Source organism: Microbacterium sp. STF-2, assembly GCF_034650155.1.
In the GTDB taxonomy this organism is placed as follows: domain Bacteria; phylum Actinomycetota; class Actinomycetes; order Actinomycetales; family Microbacteriaceae; genus Microbacterium; species Microbacterium maritypicum_A.
Genome location: NZ_JARKMW010000002.1, coordinates 310,175 through 328,184, shown reverse-complemented (window position 1 = coordinate 328,184; position 18,010 = coordinate 310,175). Strand labels below are relative to the sequence as shown.

The window sequence follows — 18,010 nt, the reverse complement described above, 5'->3', positions numbered from 1 at the left end:
ATTTCCGCCAGTCGGCGTCGAGGGAGCGTGACAGAGTGGAGGCATGAGCTTCCCCGTGACCGACTTCGACGAGCGCTACCGCGCGATCAGCGCGCGCGACACCCGCTTCGACGGGCAGTTCGTGACCGCCGTCCGCTCGACCGGGATCTACTGTCGTCCGAGCTGCCCCGCCCGCACGCCCAAGCCGCAGAACGTCACCTTCTATCCGACGAGCGCCGCGGCTCACGAGGCCGGGTATCGGGCGTGCAAGCGATGCCTGCCCGAGGCGGCGCCCGGTTCTCCCGCGTGGGACATCCGCGGTGACACCGCCGCGCGGGCGATGCGCCTGATCTCGGATGGCGTGGTGGAGCGCGAGGGCGTTCCCGGGCTGGCTGCGCGCCTGGGATACTCCAGCCGGCACCTCACGCGGCTGCTGACCACCGAACTCGGCGCCGGGCCGCTCGCACTGGCGCGAGCACACAGGGCGCACACCGCGCGCATGCTCCTCGTCGGCACCGACATGCCGATCTCCGACGTCGCCTTCTCCGCCGGATTCGCGAGCATCCGACAATGCAACGACACGATCCGCGAGGTGTTCGGACTCACCCCGGGCGAGCTCAGGGCCCGACGAAGGCTTCCGGCGTCCGCGGTTCCCGGCGCGATCGACCTCGTGCTGCCCTACCGCGGCCCGCTCGACGCGAGCGGCATCTTCACCTGGATGGCGGCACGCGCCGTTCCCGGTATCGAGGAGACGACGTCGACGTCGTTCTCCCGGCATCTGCGGATGTCGGGAGGACCCGCCTGGTTCGACGTGCGTCAGGACGATGCGGCTCGTCTGCACCTGCGCGCCCGGGTCGCGCGGCTGGGAGACCTGGCCCCGCTCGTGTCGATCGTGCGGCGCATCTTCGACCTCGATGCCGATCCGCAGGCGATCGACGAGGCGCTCTCCGCGCACACCGAACTCGCCCCGCTCGTTGCGCGCACTCCCGGGATCCGGGTGCCGGGGTCGGCCGATCCGCATGAGATGCTCATCCGCGCCATGGTCGGTCAGCAGATCACCGTGGTCGCCGCCCGGACCGCGCTCACAGCGCTCGCCGAGGCGTTGGGGGAGCGCACCGAGAACGGGCTGCTCTTCCCGACGATGACCGCGATCGCCGCCCACGGAGCCGAGGTGCTGCGAGGGCCGGCCGCCCGCATCCGCGCCATCACCGGCGCTGCGGCCGCTCTCGCCGACGGCTCCCTGACGCTCACGGTCGGAGACGACGGTGTCGACCAGCGCGCTGCTCTGCTCGCGATGCCGGGAATCGGACCCTGGACAGCCGACTACGTGCGCATGCGTGTGCTCGGCGATCCCGATGTGCTGCTCCCGGGAGACGTCGCGCTGCGCGCCGGCGCTGCGGCCTCCGGCCTGCCGGGCGAACCACGTGCGCTCACCGCCTGGGCCGAGCGCACCGCCCCCTGGCGGAGCTATCTCAGCGCGCACCTGTGGCGCGCAGCACCTGTACGCCCCGTGGGTCCTCGACGCGCCTCGGCTGCGGCACGTCCCACCCCCGCGGAAGACACGACGAAGAAGGAGACCCCATGACCGCCCTCATCCAGACCATCGAGACGCCGGACGGCGCGTTCACGATCCTTGCCGACGACCGGCAGCGCGTACTGTCTTCCGGATGGACCTCAGACGTCGAGGCGATCCTCGGCAGGCTGTCCGCGGCGCACCGACCGGAAGATCTCCGAGACGGTGAGACCGAGGCCGCCGAGGCAGCGCTCGCTTACTACGCCGGCGACCTCTCCGCGATCGACGATGTCGCCGTGAAGCAGACCGGAACAGTCCTCCAACTCGCCGGCTGGTCGGCGCTGCGGTCGATCGAGCCGGGCGAGCCTCTGACGTACACCGGTTTCGCGACGCGGCTCGACAATCCCCGCGCCGTGCGAGCGGCGGCATCCATCTGCGCGCGCAACGCACCGGCGCTGTTCGTCCCGTGCCACAGGGTGTTGCGCACCGACGGCACCCTCGGCGGATTCGCCTGGGGGATCGATGTCAAGGAGAGCCTGCTCGCGCGCGAGAGTCGCGCGGGTTGAGTCGCAGGCACCACGACGGGCGGTCGACATGGTGCCCGTCGACGAAGCATCCCGACCGACGCGGCCATAGGCTCGTGCCGTGACCGCCAACGATGCACTCGCCCTCCACCGCCGCGCCGTCGTCGCCGACGCACACAACGATCTGCTCTGCTCGGTGGCGAGCCGCCCCGCGGATGAGTGGTCGGACTACTTCCGTGCCCAGTGGCTTCCCCAGCTGCACGAAGGTGGTGTCGGGCTGCAGGTGCTGCCCGTGTTCATCGATGACGTGTATCGCCCGGAGGGAGCGCTGCGTCGCACCCTCCGCATGATCGAGGCCGCGCATCGGCTGGCGGAGGGCAACGCAGACACCGTCGGTCTGTGCGGGGATGGCGACGACCTCGATCGGGTGATCGGCGAGGGACGCATCGCGCTGGTGCTCGCACTGGAGGGGATGCCCGGCATCGCCGACGACGTCGAGCTCCTCGAGACCGTGCACCGCCTCGGGGTGCGGATCGGCTCGGTGGCGCACTTCGGGCGCAGCGCGTTCGCCGACGGCAGCGGCGAAGATGCCGCAGGCAGCAGGCTGACGCGGACCGGGGTCCGGGCGCTCGCCGAGATGGAGCGCATCGGCATGATCTTCGACATCAGCCACCTCGGAGCGGGCGGGGTCGACCACGTGCTCGAGCTCGCCACGCGTCCGGTCATGGCCACGCATTCCTCGGCCCGTGCGCTGTTCGACCACCACCGCAACCTCACCGATGCCCAGATCGCCGGGGTCGCCGAGAGCGGGGGAGTCGTGTGCGTCAACTTCTTCGCTCCGTACCTGCATGAGAGCGCGTACACGATCGACACACTGATCGACCACTTCGAACGCGTGGTGTCGGTCGCCGGAATCGAACACGTCGGGATGGGGCCGGACTTCGTCCGCGAAGTGCTCGAAGACACCACGGCACCGTGCTGCGTGCAGACGACGATCGAGGGCGTGCCGGCCGATCGGTACCTGCCGGGCCTCGAGGGCCCGGCAGGTCTCCCGCTCGTGACCGAGGCGCTGATGCGTCGTGGCTGGCGGGAAGAGGAGATCCTCGCCGTCCTCGGCGGCAACCTGCAGCGGTTCCTCCGATCCGGGCTCGGAGCCGCAGCCCTCGCCTGAGGCTCCGGCGTCTCCCCTCCGCGGTCGTCGAGAGCCGCGGTCGACGAATCGGGAATGACTCTTGCTTTCAGCTGGTTCACAGCAATAGGCTGGTGGGCTGTCGCGCCAACCGGACGACATCGCCGAGCCCCTGAGGAGGACACCATGACCACGATCGCCACCGCGCGGATCGCAGCTCTCGGCTCGACCCCGGCGCGTCCGCTCTCCTAGAGCCACCCCGCCCCTTCTTCGTCGGATACCGGACTCCACGAGTCCGCTCTCGTATCCGTCCCCTTCCGCAATCGCTTTCCATACGAAACTCGTCTGAGAGACATGTCTTCCTCGCCTTCCGTGCAGAATCCCTCGCCTTCATCGACCCTTTCCACTCCGGCCGCACTGTGGCGCCTGAAGCCCTTCGTGAAGCCCGTCATCTGGCGGCTCGCCGGCGGTGCCGCCAGCGCGCTCATCGCCGCCGTCATCGCCCTGATGATCCCGATCGTGCTCGAGCAGATCATCAGCGGACCCGTTCGCTCCGGTGAGATCAGCGCCATCGTCTGGGGTGCCGTCGCCGTCTTCGCTCTCGCCCTCGGCGAGGCCCTGATGGTGTGGCTGCGACGCCAGTTCGTGCTCAACCCCTCGACCGAGGTCGAGTACAAGATGCGCACCGAGCTCTACTCGCGCCTGCAGACCCTTCCGGTGTCGTTCCACGACCGGTGGGGCTCCGGACAGCTGCTCAGCCGCATGATGCAGGACATCGGCCTCATCCGCCGCTGGCTCGCGTTCGGCCTCGTGCTGCTGGTCGTCAACATCCTCACGATCATCATCGGCTCCGTGCTGCTGTTCCGCTGGCACTGGCTGCTGGGCACGATCTTCCTGGTGACCGCGATCCCGCTGTGGATCCGCGGTTACCTGTTCGAGAAGCGCTACGGCGCGCTCACCCGTCGCAGCCAGGACCAGGCCGGCGACCTCGCCACGAGTGTCGAGGAGAGCGTGCACGGCATCCGCGTGCTCAAGGCGTTCGGTCGTGGCAAGCACGCTCTCAGCCGCTTCAGCCGCCAGGCCGAGACGCTGCGCGAGACCGAGATGAGCAAGGCTGGCGCGATCGCGTCGATCTGGTTCTGGCTCGACCTCATGCCGCAGATCGCCTTCGGTCTCAGCCTGATGTCCGGCATCTGGCTGATCTCCGTGGGGCAGATCGACGAGGCACAGCTGTTTGCCTTCTTCGCGATGGCGGTCGTGCTGCGGTGGCCCATCGAGTCGATCGGCTTCCTGTTCTCGTTCATGCTGGATGCGCGCACGGCGACCGACCGCGTGTTCGACATCTTCTCGGAGACCAACACCATCACCGACCCGGAGAACCCGGTGCACATCGAGAACCCGCGTGGGGAGCTCGCGTTCCAGAACGCGCACTTCCGCTATCAGGACGCCGGTGCCCACGAGCGGGATCTGCTCGACGGTATCGACCTGGTGCTGCGCCCGGGTGAGACCATGGCGCTGGTGGGCCTGACCGGCAGCGGCAAGACCACTCTCACCACGCTGCCCACGCGTCTGTACGACGTGACGGGCGGCAAGGTGACGCTCGACGGTGTCGATGTGCGGGATCTCCCTCTCGCCGAGCTCCGTCAGCACATCGCCATGGCGTTCGAGGACGCGACACTGTTCTCGGCGACGGTCCGTGAGAACGTGCTGCTCGGACGTGCCGAACTCGATGTGCACAGCGACGAAGGCGAGCGCGTGCTCCGCGAGGCCCTCGACGTCGCCCAGGCGTCGTTCGTCGACGCGCTGCCCGACGGCGTCGAGACGGTGATCGGTGAAGAGGGGCTCAGCCTCTCCGGCGGCCAGCGTCAGCGGCTCGCCCTCGCCCGTGCGGTCGCGGCGAAGCCGAAGGTGCTCGTGCTCGACGACCCGCTGTCGGCTCTCGATGTCGACACCGAGGCCCTCGTGGAGGAGGCCCTGCGACACGTGCTCGCCGACACCACGGCCATGATCGTGGCGCACCGGCCCTCGACCGTCGCCCTCGCCGACCGCGTCGCCCTGCTCGAGGCGGGTCGTGTGACGGCGGTGGGGACGCACTCCGAGCTGCTCAAGTCGAGCCGGCACTACCGCCACGTCATCTCGAGCTTGGAGGCCGAGGAAGCGGCGCGCACCGGCGCGATCCCCGTGATCCGCGATGAGCAGGCCGAGATCGACGAAGAGGTCCGCGAGGGCCTCGGGATGCAGGCCGCCGACGAAGACCCGATCACCGAGAAGGAGGTGCAGCGATGAGCTCCGCCGTCACCGGAACCCAGAACGAGGATCGTTCCGAGTACACCCGCGAAGAGAGCCGGGAGATCCGTCGTCGATCCCTCCGACTCCTCGGATCCCTGGTCAGCCCGTTGAAGCCGAGGATCGTCCTCGCCGCCGCGGTGCTGATCGTGTCGACCGCCCTCCAGGTCGCCGGCCCTATCCTCATCAGCATCGGCCTCGATCGCGCGCTGCCCGCGGCCATCGATCGGGCCGACTGGATGCCGACGTTCATGATCGGCGGCATCTATCTGCTGGCGGGTGCGCTCGCCGCCGTGCTGATCGCGTGGTACGTGATCATCGCGGCCAAGCTCACCCAGGCGGTGCTGCTCGATCTGCGCAAACGCATCTTCCTGCACACCCAGCGCCTGAGCCTGGAGTTCCACGAGTCGTACACGTCCGGGCGCATCATCTCGCGCCAGACGAGTGACCTCGACTCGATCAAGGAGCTCCTCGACGGCGGTCTGAACGAGCTCGTCTCCGGCGTGCTCTTCGGGCTCTTCACCTTCATCGCGCTGTGCTTCTGGGACTGGCAGTCGGGTCTCATTCTGGCGATCGGCGGCGTGCCGCTGTTCTTCCTGATGAAGTGGTTCTACTCGCGCTCGCAGTTGGTCTACCGCGAGTCGCGGGTGATCAGCGCGAAGGTGATCGTGCAGTTCGTCGAGACGATGACCGGCATCCGGGCCGTGAAGGCCTTCCGCAAGGAGCCGCGCAACGACAAGGCGTTCCAGGAGATCGCCGGTGACTATCGCGACGTCAACCGTCGCTCGATGCTGCTGTTCGGCACGTTCGAGCCCGGGCTCATGGGTGTCGCGGCCCTCGTGCTCGGAATCGTCGTGCTGTGGGGTGGTATCCGCGTCTCAGAGGGGGCGCTGACCGTCGGCGTGCTGCTGTCGGCGGTGCTGTATGTGCGCAACTTCTTCGCCCCGATGCAGGAGATCGCGATGTTCCTGAACTCCTACCAGTCGGCCACGGCCGCGCTGGAGAAGGTGTCGGGCGTGCTCGAGGAGGTGCCGACGGTTCCGGATCCCGAGAAGCCGATCGACCTCTGGGAAGCCCGCGGGCACGTGGAGTTCGACGAGGTGACGTTCGGCTACAACGGAGAGAAGACGATCCTCCCGAACTTCTCCCTCGACATCCCGGCCGGGCAGACGATCGCTCTGGTGGGCACGACCGGCGCGGGCAAGTCGACACTCGCCAAGCTCATCTCCCGGTTCTACGACCCCTCCGATGGGCGGGTCACCCTCGACGGCGTCGACCTGCGCTCGCTGCACCCGAAGGACCTCCGCCGCGCGATCGTCATGGTCACGCAGGAGGCCTACCTGTTCAGCGGGACCGTCGCCGACAACATCGCCCTCGGCAAGCCGGAGGCGACGCTCGACGAGATCAAGGCGGCGGCGCGGGCCGTGGGCGCCGACGGGTTCATCTCGTCGCTCCCCGACGGCTACGGCACCGATGTGAACAAGCGCGGCGGTCGGGTCTCGGCCGGTCAGCGTCAGCTCATCTCGTTCGCCCGGGCCTTCCTCGCCGACCCGGCGGTGCTGATCCTGGACGAGGCCACGGCGTCGCTGGACATCCCGTCGGAGCGACTGATCCAGGATGCCCTGCAGACCCTTCTCAAGGACCGCACGGCGATCATCATCGCGCACCGCCTGTCGACGGTCGCGATCGCCGACCGGGTTCTCGTGATGGAGCACGGACGCATCATCGAGGATGACACCCCTGCCGCGCTCATCGGCGGAACAGGCAAGTTCGCCCAGCTGCACGCGGCGTGGCAGGAGACGCTCGTCTGATCCCCCTCTCGACTGCTGCGACCACGCCCGCCTCATCGTCCCGGCGAGGCGATCACGGCCGCAGCAGTCGAGACCTCGGGCGAACGTCCGGGGGCGCGCATCGAGCGCGGTGCGTGGGTAGCATCGAGGTATGGACCCGTTGCTGCTCGTTGCCGAGTGGTGGTGGATCGCGCCGAGTGCGGTCGCCGCGGGGACGGTGGGGGTGATGGGAATGCGTCGTCGCAACAGCACGGTGAGCGGACGCCGCCTCGCAGTCGATGCTGCGCGTCATGATCTCAGGGAGGCGCAACTGGCCGCGGCCGAGAGGCGCACCGCCTGGAAGATCGCACGCGCCGACCTGGCTCGCGTCACCGCTGAGCGGGCGGCGCAGCGGGCGACGGCCGAACAGGTGGCCGGTGCGCGACGGATGCTGAAGGAGCGGGAGCGTGATGCGAAGGCCGCCTCGGCCGATGTCCGCGCGCGTCAGGTGCGTCTCAATGCGGCGCGGGCCGCGGTGCCCTCGGCATCGGAGCCCCGCCCCTTGGAGCGGTTGCACGCCGCTCACGATGCTGTGACGGCGCGGTGGATGCGGTACGAGACCGATCCGGCACTGCAGATCTCCTATCCGGCGATGACCGACGTCAAGAGTCCCGAGACGGCGGCCTACTTCCGTGCTGCCGGCCACGCGACGGACATGCGCCGCGCGGCGGCCGGGCGCATCACCCCGGCGGAGTTCGCCGCCTATCGCGATGCCGTCGCCGAGCTCGAGCGCGCGTTCGAAGCGGCCGAGCACGCCGCGAAGGTGCAGGCGGGGGAGGCGCCGAGCACGGCAGCGTGGCAGGACGCTGCGCAGGACATGCTCAGCCGCTCCGCGGAAGCCCTCGACCGGGCGGCCGGTGCGGCTGCGGCCGCCCTCACGTCATGGACGAATCGGCGCAAGCCCGGCGGTGGCAAGCCGGACGAACGCCCCTGAGTCACGAGGGGACGCCACGACAGTGCGTCACGTGAGGAGGTCGTGAGAGCGCTCCCCCGGAACCCCGTGAAAGGGCGACGAGGTCTCGATGGGGGAGGGGATTCGAGACCCCGCCGCCCGGCCTAGGTCGTGACCCGGATCTCGGCGATGACCTCGCCGTAGGCGGTCTCGCCCACAGGGGTGAAGCCGACGCGGTGGAAGAAGGTCTCCGGACCGCCTTCGCCCGCCTCGTAGATCACGTTGACGTGGTCGACGCCGCGCGCGCGGGCCTCATCGACGAGCGCCTCGACGGCGTACCGGCCGACACCGCGGCCCTGGTCGTCGGCATCGACGTTGATGCGCCACAGCACTGAACGGAAGTGCTCTTCCGGTGCCTCCGCGTCGAAGTTGGCGCTGACGAAGCCCACGACCTCGTTGCGGTCCAGGATCACCCGCTGCCAGGAGGTCTGCGGGTTGATGACGGTCGCTGCGATCCCGTACGAGACCGGAGCGAGGAACTGCTCCTGCCCGGGCTTGAGCGACAGGTTGTTCACGGCGACGATCGTCGCAGCGGAGAGTTCGACCATGCGCAGTTCGGACATGGACCCAGGCTAACCCCTCCCGGCAGGCGCGACACCTTTCCGGACAACATTTCGCTGCGCTCTGGCCGTTCGTCGATATGGGGTGGCCACCGGTCGTGGGCCGAGGCCGCAGGGCCAGACCGGCTCAGGTATCTTGGTATCGAGACAAATTTCCCCGCGAACGGAGTACCTCCCGGTGACCGACGACGCCATCATCTACACGTACACAGACGAGGCACCGGCGCTCGCCACCGCCTCGTTCCTCCCGATCATCCAGGCATTCACCGGCCAGGCCGGTATCGAGGTGGAGACGCGCGACATCTCGCTGGCAGGCCGCATCCTCGCCGCCTTCCCGCAGAAGCTCACCCCGGAGCAGCAGGTGGGCGATTCGCTCGCCGAGCTCGGCGGTCTCGCCACGCTCCCGGAGGCGAACATCATCAAGCTGCCGAACATCTCGGCGTCGATTCCGCAGCTGAAGGGGGCCATCGCCGAGCTTCAGAAGCAGGGCTACGACATCCCCGACTTCCCGGACGAGCCGTCCTCGCTCGAGGAGAAGGACGTCCGCGCTCGTTACGACCGCATCAAGGGCTCCGCCGTGAACCCGGTGCTGCGTGAGGGCAACAGCGACCGACGTGCCCCATTGGCAGTGAAGAACTACGCGAGGAAGCACCCGCACCGCAACAAGCCCTTCGCCTCGGGCTCCAAGACGCGCGTCGCGACTCTCGGTCACGACGACTTCAAGCACAACGAGCGCTCCTGGGTCGCCGCACACGACGACGTGCTGAGCTTCCGCCACACGGCGGAGGACGGAACGGTCACGGTCCTGAAGGAGGGGCTCAAGGTACTCCCGCGCGAGATCATCGACGCGACGTTCCTCTCCGCCAAGGAGCTCGACGCGTTCCTCGCCCAGACGCTCGAAGAGGCCAAGGCCGACGACGTGCTGTACTCGGTGCACCTCAAGGCGACCATGATGAAGGTCAGCGACCCGATCATCTTCGGTCACGTCGTGAAAGCGTTCTTCGCAGACGTGTTCGCGCAGTACGGAGACAAGCTGGCCGCTGCGGGCCTCAGCGCGAACGACGGGCTCGGCTCGATCCTCTCGGGTCTCGCGAACGTGGCTGACGGCGCCGAGATCGCCGCGGCCTTCGACAAGGCCATCGCCGAGGGCCCGCGTCTGTCGTACGTGAACTCCGACAAGGGCATCACGAACCTGCACGTGCCGAGCGATGTGATCGTCGATGCGTCGATGCCGGCACTGGTGCGCAACGGCGGCAAGCTCTGGGGCAAGGAGGGCGAAGAGGCCGACACGCTCGCCGTGATCCCCGACTCCTCGTACGCGAGCGTCTATCAGGCTGTGATCGACGACGTGATCGCGAACGGTCCGCTCGACCCGGCCACGATCGGCACGGTTCCCAACGTCGGGCTGATGGCGCAGGCGGCTGAGGAATACGGCAGCCACGACAAGACGTTCGAGATCGCGGCAGACGGCATCGTCCAGGTGCTCGACAGCGAGGGCACCGTGCTCATCGAGCACACGGTCGGCAAGGGCGACATCTGGCGCGCGACGCAGACCAAGCACATCCCGGTGATGGACTGGGTCAAACTCGCGGTGACCCGTGCCCGTGCGACCGGCGACCCCGCCGTCTTCTGGCTCGACGCGAACCGTTCGCACGACGCGCAGATCATCGCCAAGGTGCACCAGGGTCTCGCGACCCTCGACACCAAGGGCCTCACGATCACCATCCTCGCGCCGGAGGAGGCCACGCGTTACACGCTCGCTCGCATGCGTCACGGGCTCGACACGATCTCGGTCACCGGCAACGTGCTGCGCGACTACCTGACGGACCTGTTCCCGATCCTCGAGGTCGGCACGAGCGCCAAGATGCTCTCGATCGTGCCGCTGCTCGCCGGCGGCGGCCTGTTCGAGACCGGTGCCGGAGGCTCGGCGCCCAAGCACGTGCAGCAGCTCGTCGAGCAGAACTACCTGCGTTGGGACTCGCTCGGTGAGTTCTTCGCGCTGGCTGCCTCGCTCGAGCACTTCGCCGACCGCACCGGTAACGAGAAGGCCCGAGTGCTCGCCGAGACGCTGGACGCCGCGACCGGGACGTTCCTCGAGGAGGACCGCTCGCCCGGTCGTGCTCTGGGCACGATCGACAACCGCGGCAGCCACTTCTACCTGAGTCTGTACTGGGCTCAGGAGCTGGCGAAGCAGACGAAGGACGCCGACCTCGCTGCGGCGTTCGCACCGATCGCCGCGACGCTCGCGCAGAACGAGGAGGCCATCGTCTCCGAGCTCAACGCCGTGCAGGGCGCGCCCGTCGAGATCGGCGGCTACTACCGTCCGGACGACGCGTTGGTCGAAGCGGTCATGCGTCCGTCCGCGACCCTGAACGGTATCGTCGACGCACTGCGCTGAGCAGTCGACGCATAAGTCGACAGAAGGGGGCGGACGCCGCGGCGTCCGCCCCCTTCTGCGTACCCGCGCGTCCGCCGCGTCGTGTCCGCGCGGAATCCCGCGTCGGGCGTACGGGTGCGCGGGTGGCGCGTCCTGTCTCCGGACTCGACCTGATCGCGTGATGCCGGAGCGCGACGATGCGGTCGTCGGCAGCGGGGGACGCGTCTGTCCCTCCACGTGCGCAGAGGGACAGCGCTCGTCAGTAGTGGACGGAGACCTCGAGGCCCTTCGGGGACCAGTCGTAGACGTACTTGGCGAGGTCGATCGGCAGGTTGACGCAACCGTGGCTCATCCGCTGGCCGAAGTTGTTGTGCCAGTAGGTGCCGTGGAAGCCGATGTTCGGGGCGAACCAGGTGATCCAGGGCACGTCCTTGGTGCAGTACGGGGCACCTTCGTAGCAGCCCATGTCCTGGATACGGGTGTGCGCGAAGACCGTGAAGTTGCCGGTGGGCGTCAGCGTTCCGGGAAGGCCGGTCGACACGGCCCACGAGTTCACGACCACGTTGTTCTCGTAGAGAACGGCGCGCTGCGAGCTCAGGTTGATGTCGATGCGGCGGAACAGGCTCACCGTCTCGAACGGCGTCTCGGTGACCGAAAGCGCGAAGGCGCCGTTGCCGGCGGCGAGCTGGTCGGCGAACTTCTCTGCGATGCCGGAGGTGTCTCCGAGCGCTCGCCCCGCGACGCCCTCCTGCTCTGCGCGCAGCACGGTGCCGGCGGAGTTGACGATGTTGGTCGCATTGACCGGCGCGCGGTCGACGAGAGCGGGAAGACCGTCGACGGTCGCCTGGATCGCCTGCGGATCGGCGTCGATGCGCAGCTGACCGTCGTCGTCCGAGACCGTGAGCCAGGTGGCGACGACGGCGGGGTCCACCGGCACGGTGCGCTCCTCGCCGACATAGAACCCGACGGTGGGGAGCATGGTGTTGAGAGCCGTGGCCGTGGCGGTGGCATCGTCGTCCGAGACGGCGGGCAGGGCCTCGGCCGCGTCGCCCGAGTACTCGAGCGTGGTACGGCCTTCGCCGACCGCCTCGGTGAAGGCGGCGTTGAGCGCGGTGAGGTCGATGCCGGTTCCGGTTTCGGCCGGGGTGATGACGAAGGTGCCGCTCGCGGCATCGAAGACGACACCCGCGTCCACGGGGTCGTCGAAGCTGGTCGGTACCGCGTCGCGCAGTGCGGTGGTCGCCTTCTCGGCGTCGAATGCGATCTCCGCCGGCACGGGCTCGCCCATCCACGCGCCGAGGTTCCACAGCGGGTGCTCGGCGAAGGCCTTGTCGGCGAGAGCGGTCGCGTCGACGGTGACGCCGAGGTCGGCGCCGGTCAGGACAGCGCCGTCTCCGTCTCCCGTGAGAGTGATCTCGGTCTCGGCCAGGTGGGAGTCGATGGCGTCCGCTGCGGCTCCAGGTGTCATCCATCCGACGGGAATTCCCGCGACCGTGGTGCCCGGTGCGATGAGGATCATGGATGCGGCGCCGGCGCCGAGTGCGACGACCCCCAGGCCCAGTCCGATCCAGAGGCCGAGGCGGCGCTTCTTGGGAGACGGCTCGATGGGTGCCCAGGCCAGGGGCTGGTCGCCTGTGGTCGGTGGAACGGTCTCGGTGGGAGCGTCCGTGGGAGTGAGCACTGCAGTGGGCGCGGAGTCGTCTCCACGCGCCTCGGCTGCTGCGCCCGGCGCAGAAATCAGATCGGTCACGAACTTCACCCCCCGGTTCTCAAACGTGTCCTGACGTCCAATGGTACGGGATGGGAGGTAACGGGGAGGCAACGGTCCGTGATAGCGTTCCTCCCCGCTTCGCCCCGGTCAGTCGACGATGGCGATGCCGTCGATCTCGACCAGCATCTCCTCGCGCGGCAGGCCGGTGAAGACGGTGGTGCGCGAGGGCAGCACCCCGTTCGTGGTGTGCGCGGTCACGAACTCCCCGTAGGCGTCGTTCATGATCGGGAAGTCTTCGCGCTTGGTCAGGTAGACGCGCAGCATCACGACATCGTCGAACGTCGCGCCGGAGGCTTCGACGATCGCCTTCACGTTCTCGAGCGTGCGGGTGGTCTGGGCGGCCACGTCGCCGGGGAACAGGTACTCGTTCGTCGTCGGATCGACGGGCCCCTGACCGGACACCTGCACGAACGGGCCCTTGCGGATCCCCTGCGAGAACGTGTGGGCGGGGGCGGGGGCGGCATCGGTGGAAACGCGGATCTTCTCGGTCATGCCGTCAAGCCTAGTAGCATTGTTAGATGCCTCTACAAATTCCGGATCCCGTTCTCGGCGCCTGGACGAAGGGCTTCCCGGCGCATGCTGCGGGACTGCGTCTCGCCGAGGTGGCCGAGGCCGGCCTGCACCTCTCCGACCTGGTCACCCCGGTCCTGACGGTGCATGAGGGTGCCCTCGCGCACAACGAGGAGACCGTCTTCACCTGGGCGAAAGACCGTGGCGTGCTGCTCGCTCCACACGGCAAGACCACCATGGCGCCGGCCCTGTGGCAGCGGCTGCTCGACGCGGGCGCGTGGGGGATCTCGGTCGCGACGCCCTGGCAGGCCGAAGTGGCCGTGGATGCCGGCGTCTCGACCGTGCTCATCGCGAACGCCGTCACCGATCCCGCGGCGGTGCGCCGACTGGGATCCCTACTCGGTGCGGACGACGGGCTGCGTGTGCTGTGCTGGGCCGACTCCCTCGACGGCGTCATGATCCTCGCGAATGGCATGCGCGATGCGTCGCGTCCGCTGGACGTGCTGGTCGAGCTGGGCGGCGCGCACGGTCGAACCGGCGCGCGCACGGTGGCGGAGGGGGAGCGCATCGCGCAGGCCGTCGCCGCCGCCCCGGGACTGCGCCTCGCGGGCGTCACCGGATACGAGGGGCCGTTCGGGCCGGACCGCAGCGATACCTCCGTGGCCGCGGTCGACGCCTACCTGGAGACGCTCATCGAGCTGCACACGCGGCTGGAGTACCCGGACGACGTGCGCCCTGTGCTGAGCGCCGGCGGCAGTTCCTTCCCCGACCGGGCGGCGGCGGTGCTCGGGACGGTGGGCGCCGAGGCGGATGTCGTGCTGCGCTCCGGCGCGTTCCAGATCCACGACGACGGCTTCTACTCCCGCATGTCGCCCTTCGGGCCGCTCACCGGGACCGCACCGCTGCGTTCTGCGATGCACGCCTGGTCGCGCGTGGTGTCGCAGCCCGAGGACGGCCTCGCGCTGCTCGACGCCGGTCGTCGAGACGTGCCCTTCGATCTCGACCTGCCCGTTCCCCAGAGCGTCGCGGGTGCGATCACCGCGCTGAACGACCAGCACGCGTTCATGAGCCTCGCGGATGACGCGAGGGTCGCCGTCGGCGATGTCGTGCGGCTGGGGCTCTCACATCCCTGCACGGCGTTCGACAAATGGCGGGTGGTCGCGGTGATCGACGATCCGGACGCCGCCGACCCTCGGGTGATCGGAGCGGTGGCGACATGCTTCTGAGCGCAGAGAAGGCCGCCGCCGGCCTGGTGCGGGTCTATCGCGGAGCCACCGTCATCGACGGGACGGGCGCGACGAGGTATGTCGCCGACGTCGCCGTGGAGGGGAAGAGGGTGGTGGCGATCATCCCCGAAGGGGCGTCGGAGCCGGTGCTCGCGCTTCCCGACGGAGCTGTGGAGATCAGAGCCGACGGCCTCGTGCTGGCCCCCGGATTCATCGACATGCATGCGCACAGCGAACTCGCCGTGTTGAGCGGTGCCGCGCACGACGCGAAGATCCGCCAGGGCGTCACGACCGAGGTGCTCGGTCAGGACGGGCTCGGGTACGCGCCCCTCGACGATGCGGCGGCCGCGGTCATCCCCGCGCAGATCGCCGGATGGAACGGCATGCCTGCCGAGGTGCCATGGCGGACGATGGACGATCTGCTCGTGGCGATCGACGCCGCAGCGGTCGCGAACGCCGCTGTCCTCGTACCGCAGGGGAACCTGCGGATGATGGTCGTCGGTCATGAGAACCGTCCGGCGACGTCGGCCGAGGTGTCCGCCATGGCCGACCTCCTGGGCGAAGCGCTGGATGCGGGAGCGTTCGGGATGTCGAGCGGACTCACCTACACGCCGGGGATGTACGCCGACACCGCCGAGCTCGAGGCGCTGTGCCGCGTCGTCGCCGAACGCGGCGGCTACTGGGCGCCGCACACCCGCAGCTACGGGGGAGGGGCGCTCGAGGCATACCGCGAAGCGCTCGACATCGGCCGTCGCACGGGATGCCCCGTGCATCTGACCCATGCCACCATGAACTTCGCTCCGAACCGGGGTCGCGCGCGTGACCTGCTGACTCTGGTCGACGAGGCGATCGCGGATGGCGTGGACGTCACGCTCGACACGTATCCCTATCTTCCCGGCGCCACCACCCTCTCCGCACTGCTGCCCAGCAGGCTCGCAGCCACCGGCGATCTGCTCGGTGCCATCGCCGGTCTCGACAGTGCCGGCCGAGAGGCCGTGCGCGTGGAGCTCGAGGAGGTCGGCTGCGACGGCTTCCACGGTGAGAAGGCCGATTGGACGCAGATCCAGATCTCCGGCACCGCCGATCCGGCCCTGGCCGATCTCGTCGGACGCACCATCGCCGAGATCTCCACCACGACCGGCCGCCGCGCCGTCGATGTGGTGCTCGACACGATCCTCGACGATGCCGGGGCCACCGGGATCCTGATGCACATCGGCGACGAGGAGAACGTCCGCGCGATCATGCGGCATCCGCGGCACGCGGGCGGAAGCGACGGGATCCTGATCGGTGCCCGGCCGCACCCGCGCGGGCGCGGCACATTCCCGCGATACCTCGGGCACTACGTGCGCGAACTCGGCATCCTCACCTGGGAGGAAGCCGTCCGTCACCTCTCCGGAACTCCGGCCAGGCGTCTGGGGCTCGATCGCGGCGATGCACCCCGTGGCATCGTCACGCAGGGTGCGACCGCGGATCTGGTGCTGTTCGATCCGGAGACCATCGCGGCGGGAGCGACCTTCGAGGCGCCTTTCGCCGCCCCGCAGGGCATCGTCGAGGTACTGGTCGACGGCGTACCGGTGGTGTCGGACGGTGACGTCACCGGACTCACTCCCGGCCGCGCGCTGCGGATGCCGCCGCCGCCGCACCGTGCAACGGTGCCGCGCGTCGATGCGCGTATCGATCCGGCCGCCCCGGGATTCCTGTGGACGGAACGGACGCCGATCCGCACCGCTTCCGGTCTCACCGCTTCTGATCTCACCGCTTCTGGTCTCACAGCCGCTGATCTCCGCGCATCCGTGACGCGCCTGGGCGGCGAGGGAGGCGACGGCGAACTCTCGCCGATCCGTCTGGTGATCGACGAGTCCCTCGGCGCGGATGCCGTCGTCGCCGGCCGCATCGGCGACGAGGCCTTCCGGGTGACCGTGAGCGCGTCCGGGATCGAGGTCAGGGGCGCGAGTCCCGTGGGCGTGTTCCGGGGCGCGACCACACTGCGACAGCTCCGGGACCCGGATGCCACGACGGCGCTGATCCCCGCGGGGGTCTGGCAAGGGGCGCCCACGTACAGCTGGCGCGGAGCCATGCTCGACGTCGCCCGGCACTTCCGGAGCGTCGAGGAGGTCCGCCGGTTCATCGACCTTCTCGCCGACCATCACCTGAATGTCCTGCATCTGCACCTCACCGACGACCAGGGTTGGCGTTTCGAGGTGCCCGGCTTCCCCCGGCTCACCGAGGTGGGCGGGCGGCGGGAGGCGACACAGCTGGGACACGGTCCGTCGTCGACCGTCGTCCCCGGTGTGCACGAGGGGTTCTATACGACGGCGGAACTGCACGATCTGGTCGCTTACGCTCGCGAGCGATTCGTGACCCTCGTGCCGGAGGTGGAACTGCCGGGGCACATCCAGGCGGGCCTCGCCGCGTACCCCGAGCTCGGCAACCTCGACGTCGGGGAGCCGGCGCCCTCCGCCTGGGAGCGCTTCGGGGTGAACCCGCGCACCCTGGCGCCCACGGATGCCGCTCTGGCTTTCGGACGTGCGGCGATCGATGCGCTGTGCGATGCCTTCGATTCGGAGTGGATCGGGATCGGCGGCGACGAGGTGCCGGTCACCGAGTGGGCGCAGAGCGCAGCGGCCGGCGCGCGGATGCGTGAGCTCGGCCTCGCCACGCCGCATGACGTGCAGCCGTGGTTCACCGCGCACTTCGTGGCGCACGTGCGTTCCCGGGGGCGCACCGCGCTTGCCTGGGACGAGGTTCTCGAAGGGGATGTCCCCGAGGGGGTGCGCATCCTCGCCTGGCGCGGCCCGGCGGCGATGCGCGAGGCGCTGCGTCTCGGTATCGAGGTCGTGGCGTGCCCCGACCTCGAGGTCTATCTCGACTACCCGCAGTCGGAGTCCGAGGAGGAGCCGATCAGGGTCGGTCCGCCGCTCACGATCGAGCGCGCCTACACACTGCGCGTCGTGGATGGCGCAGTGGGGGGACAGGCGAACGTGTGGAGCGAGCATCTGCCGACAGCGGATCGCGTCGACTTCGCGGTGTTCCCGCGTCTCTCGGCGATCGCCGAGAGACTCTGGGAAGGAGGCGACGCCGCACCGTATGCCGGCTTCGGACGCCGCCTGCCGACCCATCTGCGCCGGCTCGCCGCCGCCGGGGTGCGGTATCGTCCCCTTGACGGTCCGCAACCCGCTCAGCGCCGTCCCGGCGTGCCGGGGAAGCCGCTCACGATCGAGGCGCGGGAGCAGATCGTCGCGGGCCTGGTGGAGCGTCTCCTCGAGCGCTCGAACACGGTCGCCGAAGACGATCGAAAGTAATGTAACGTTTCGGTAACCCTGCTCGCGCGTCCGCGGGTAGAGGTTGCGCAAA

12 protein-coding genes are annotated in these 18,010 nt (G+C 69.1%); 9 read left to right on the top strand and 3 right to left on the bottom strand.

What is annotated here, in order from left to right; translation table 11 throughout:
* Window positions 1-43: 43 nt before the first annotated feature.
* The 6 genes from MicroSTF_RS15450 to MicroSTF_RS15425 all read left to right on the top strand — a co-directional run bounded on the left by MicroSTF_RS15450 (window position 44) and on the right by MicroSTF_RS15425 (window position 8,194).
* Window positions 44-1,564, top strand: a complete 1,521-nt coding sequence (locus tag MicroSTF_RS15450; protein ID WP_322956880.1) for a DNA-3-methyladenine glycosylase 2 family protein — start codon at window positions 44-46, stop codon at window positions 1,562-1,564.
* On the top strand, window positions 1,561-2,058 hold the full coding sequence (locus MicroSTF_RS15445; RefSeq protein ID WP_021198854.1) for a methylated-DNA--[protein]-cysteine S-methyltransferase: 498 nt from the start codon (window positions 1,561-1,563) through the stop codon (window positions 2,056-2,058). Before MicroSTF_RS15450 ends, MicroSTF_RS15445 begins: the two co-directional genes overlap by 4 nt.
* Before the next feature lie 79 nt (window positions 2,059-2,137).
* On the top strand, window positions 2,138-3,187 hold the full coding sequence (locus tag MicroSTF_RS15440) for a dipeptidase (protein ID WP_322956875.1): 1,050 nt from the start codon (window positions 2,138-2,140) through the stop codon (window positions 3,185-3,187).
* A 312-nt stretch (window positions 3,188-3,499) separates the two neighbouring features.
* Entirely contained in the window at window positions 3,500-5,431 is a 1,932-nt protein-coding gene (locus tag MicroSTF_RS15435) for an ABC transporter ATP-binding protein (RefSeq protein WP_031206834.1), read from the top strand.
* Window positions 5,428-7,242 (top strand): ABC transporter ATP-binding protein, encoded by a 1,815-nt coding sequence (locus tag MicroSTF_RS15430; protein WP_021198851.1) that lies wholly within the window; start codon window positions 5,428-5,430, stop codon window positions 7,240-7,242. Before MicroSTF_RS15435 ends, MicroSTF_RS15430 begins: the two co-directional genes overlap by 4 nt.
* A 130-nt stretch (window positions 7,243-7,372) precedes the next feature.
* Entirely contained in the window at window positions 7,373-8,194 is an 822-nt protein-coding gene (locus tag MicroSTF_RS15425) for a hypothetical protein (RefSeq protein ID WP_315070974.1), read from the top strand.
* Window positions 8,195-8,316: 122 nt separating this feature from the next.
* On the opposite strand, the gene MicroSTF_RS15420 is transcribed toward MicroSTF_RS15425, so the two are convergent.
* The gene (locus MicroSTF_RS15420; protein WP_021198850.1) at window positions 8,317-8,775 is read right to left on the bottom strand and encodes a GNAT family N-acetyltransferase; all 459 of its coding nucleotides are present in this window, start codon (window positions 8,773-8,775) and stop codon (window positions 8,317-8,319) included.
* Window positions 8,776-8,950: 175 nt separating this feature from the next.
* On the opposite strand from MicroSTF_RS15420, the gene MicroSTF_RS15415 reads away from it, so the two are divergent.
* Window positions 8,951-11,170 (top strand): NADP-dependent isocitrate dehydrogenase, encoded by a 2,220-nt coding sequence (locus MicroSTF_RS15415; RefSeq protein WP_021198849.1) that lies wholly within the window; start codon window positions 8,951-8,953, stop codon window positions 11,168-11,170.
* A gap of 238 nt (window positions 11,171-11,408) precedes the next feature.
* Here MicroSTF_RS15415 and MicroSTF_RS15410 read toward each other — a convergent pair whose 3' ends face one another.
* Window positions 11,409-12,908 (bottom strand): L,D-transpeptidase family protein, encoded by a 1,500-nt coding sequence (locus tag MicroSTF_RS15410; RefSeq protein ID WP_322956871.1) that lies wholly within the window; start codon window positions 12,906-12,908, stop codon window positions 11,409-11,411.
* Between the two features lie 99 nt (window positions 12,909-13,007).
* Window positions 13,008-13,412 (bottom strand): RidA family protein, encoded by a 405-nt coding sequence (locus MicroSTF_RS15405; RefSeq protein ID WP_021198847.1) that lies wholly within the window; start codon window positions 13,410-13,412, stop codon window positions 13,008-13,010.
* 26 nt (window positions 13,413-13,438) lie between these two features.
* Here MicroSTF_RS15405 and MicroSTF_RS15400 point away from each other — a divergent pair, with 26 nt between their 5' ends.
* Together MicroSTF_RS15400 and MicroSTF_RS15395 are read left to right on the top strand one after the other, a co-directional pair.
* Window positions 13,439-14,656 carry an amino acid deaminase gene (locus MicroSTF_RS15400; RefSeq protein WP_322956868.1) on the top strand — a complete coding sequence of 406 codons (1,218 nt, stop codon included), beginning with the start codon at window positions 13,439-13,441 and terminating at the stop codon, window positions 14,654-14,656.
* Window positions 14,647-17,958: a family 20 glycosylhydrolase gene (locus MicroSTF_RS15395; RefSeq protein WP_322956865.1), complete on the top strand. Its 3,312-nt coding sequence runs from the start codon at window positions 14,647-14,649 to the stop codon at window positions 17,956-17,958. The genes MicroSTF_RS15400 and MicroSTF_RS15395 overlap by 10 nt, the downstream gene beginning before the upstream one ends.
* Window positions 17,959-18,010: the final 52 nt, after the last annotated feature.

Coding starts and splice junctions, on each gene's coding strand:
- MicroSTF_RS15450 (WP_322956880.1), top strand. CDS start 44: ATGAGCTTCCCCGTGACCGACTTCGACGAGCGCTACCGCGCGATCAGC.
- MicroSTF_RS15445 (WP_021198854.1), top strand. CDS start 1,561: ATGACCGCCCTCATCCAGACCATCGAGACGCCGGACGGCGCGTTCACG.
- MicroSTF_RS15435 (WP_031206834.1), top strand. CDS start 3,500: ATGTCTTCCTCGCCTTCCGTGCAGAATCCCTCGCCTTCATCGACCCTT.
- MicroSTF_RS15430 (WP_021198851.1), top strand. CDS start 5,428: ATGAGCTCCGCCGTCACCGGAACCCAGAACGAGGATCGTTCCGAGTAC.
- MicroSTF_RS15425 (WP_315070974.1), top strand. CDS start 7,373: ATGGACCCGTTGCTGCTCGTTGCCGAGTGGTGGTGGATCGCGCCGAGT.
- MicroSTF_RS15420 (WP_021198850.1), bottom strand. CDS start 8,775: ATGTCCGAACTGCGCATGGTCGAACTCTCCGCTGCGACGATCGTCGCC.
- MicroSTF_RS15405 (WP_021198847.1), bottom strand. CDS start 13,412: ATGACCGAGAAGATCCGCGTTTCCACCGATGCCGCCCCCGCCCCCGCC.
- MicroSTF_RS15400 (WP_322956868.1), top strand. CDS start 13,439: ATGCCTCTACAAATTCCGGATCCCGTTCTCGGCGCCTGGACGAAGGGC.
- MicroSTF_RS15395 (WP_322956865.1), top strand. CDS start 14,647: ATGCTTCTGAGCGCAGAGAAGGCCGCCGCCGGCCTGGTGCGGGTCTAT.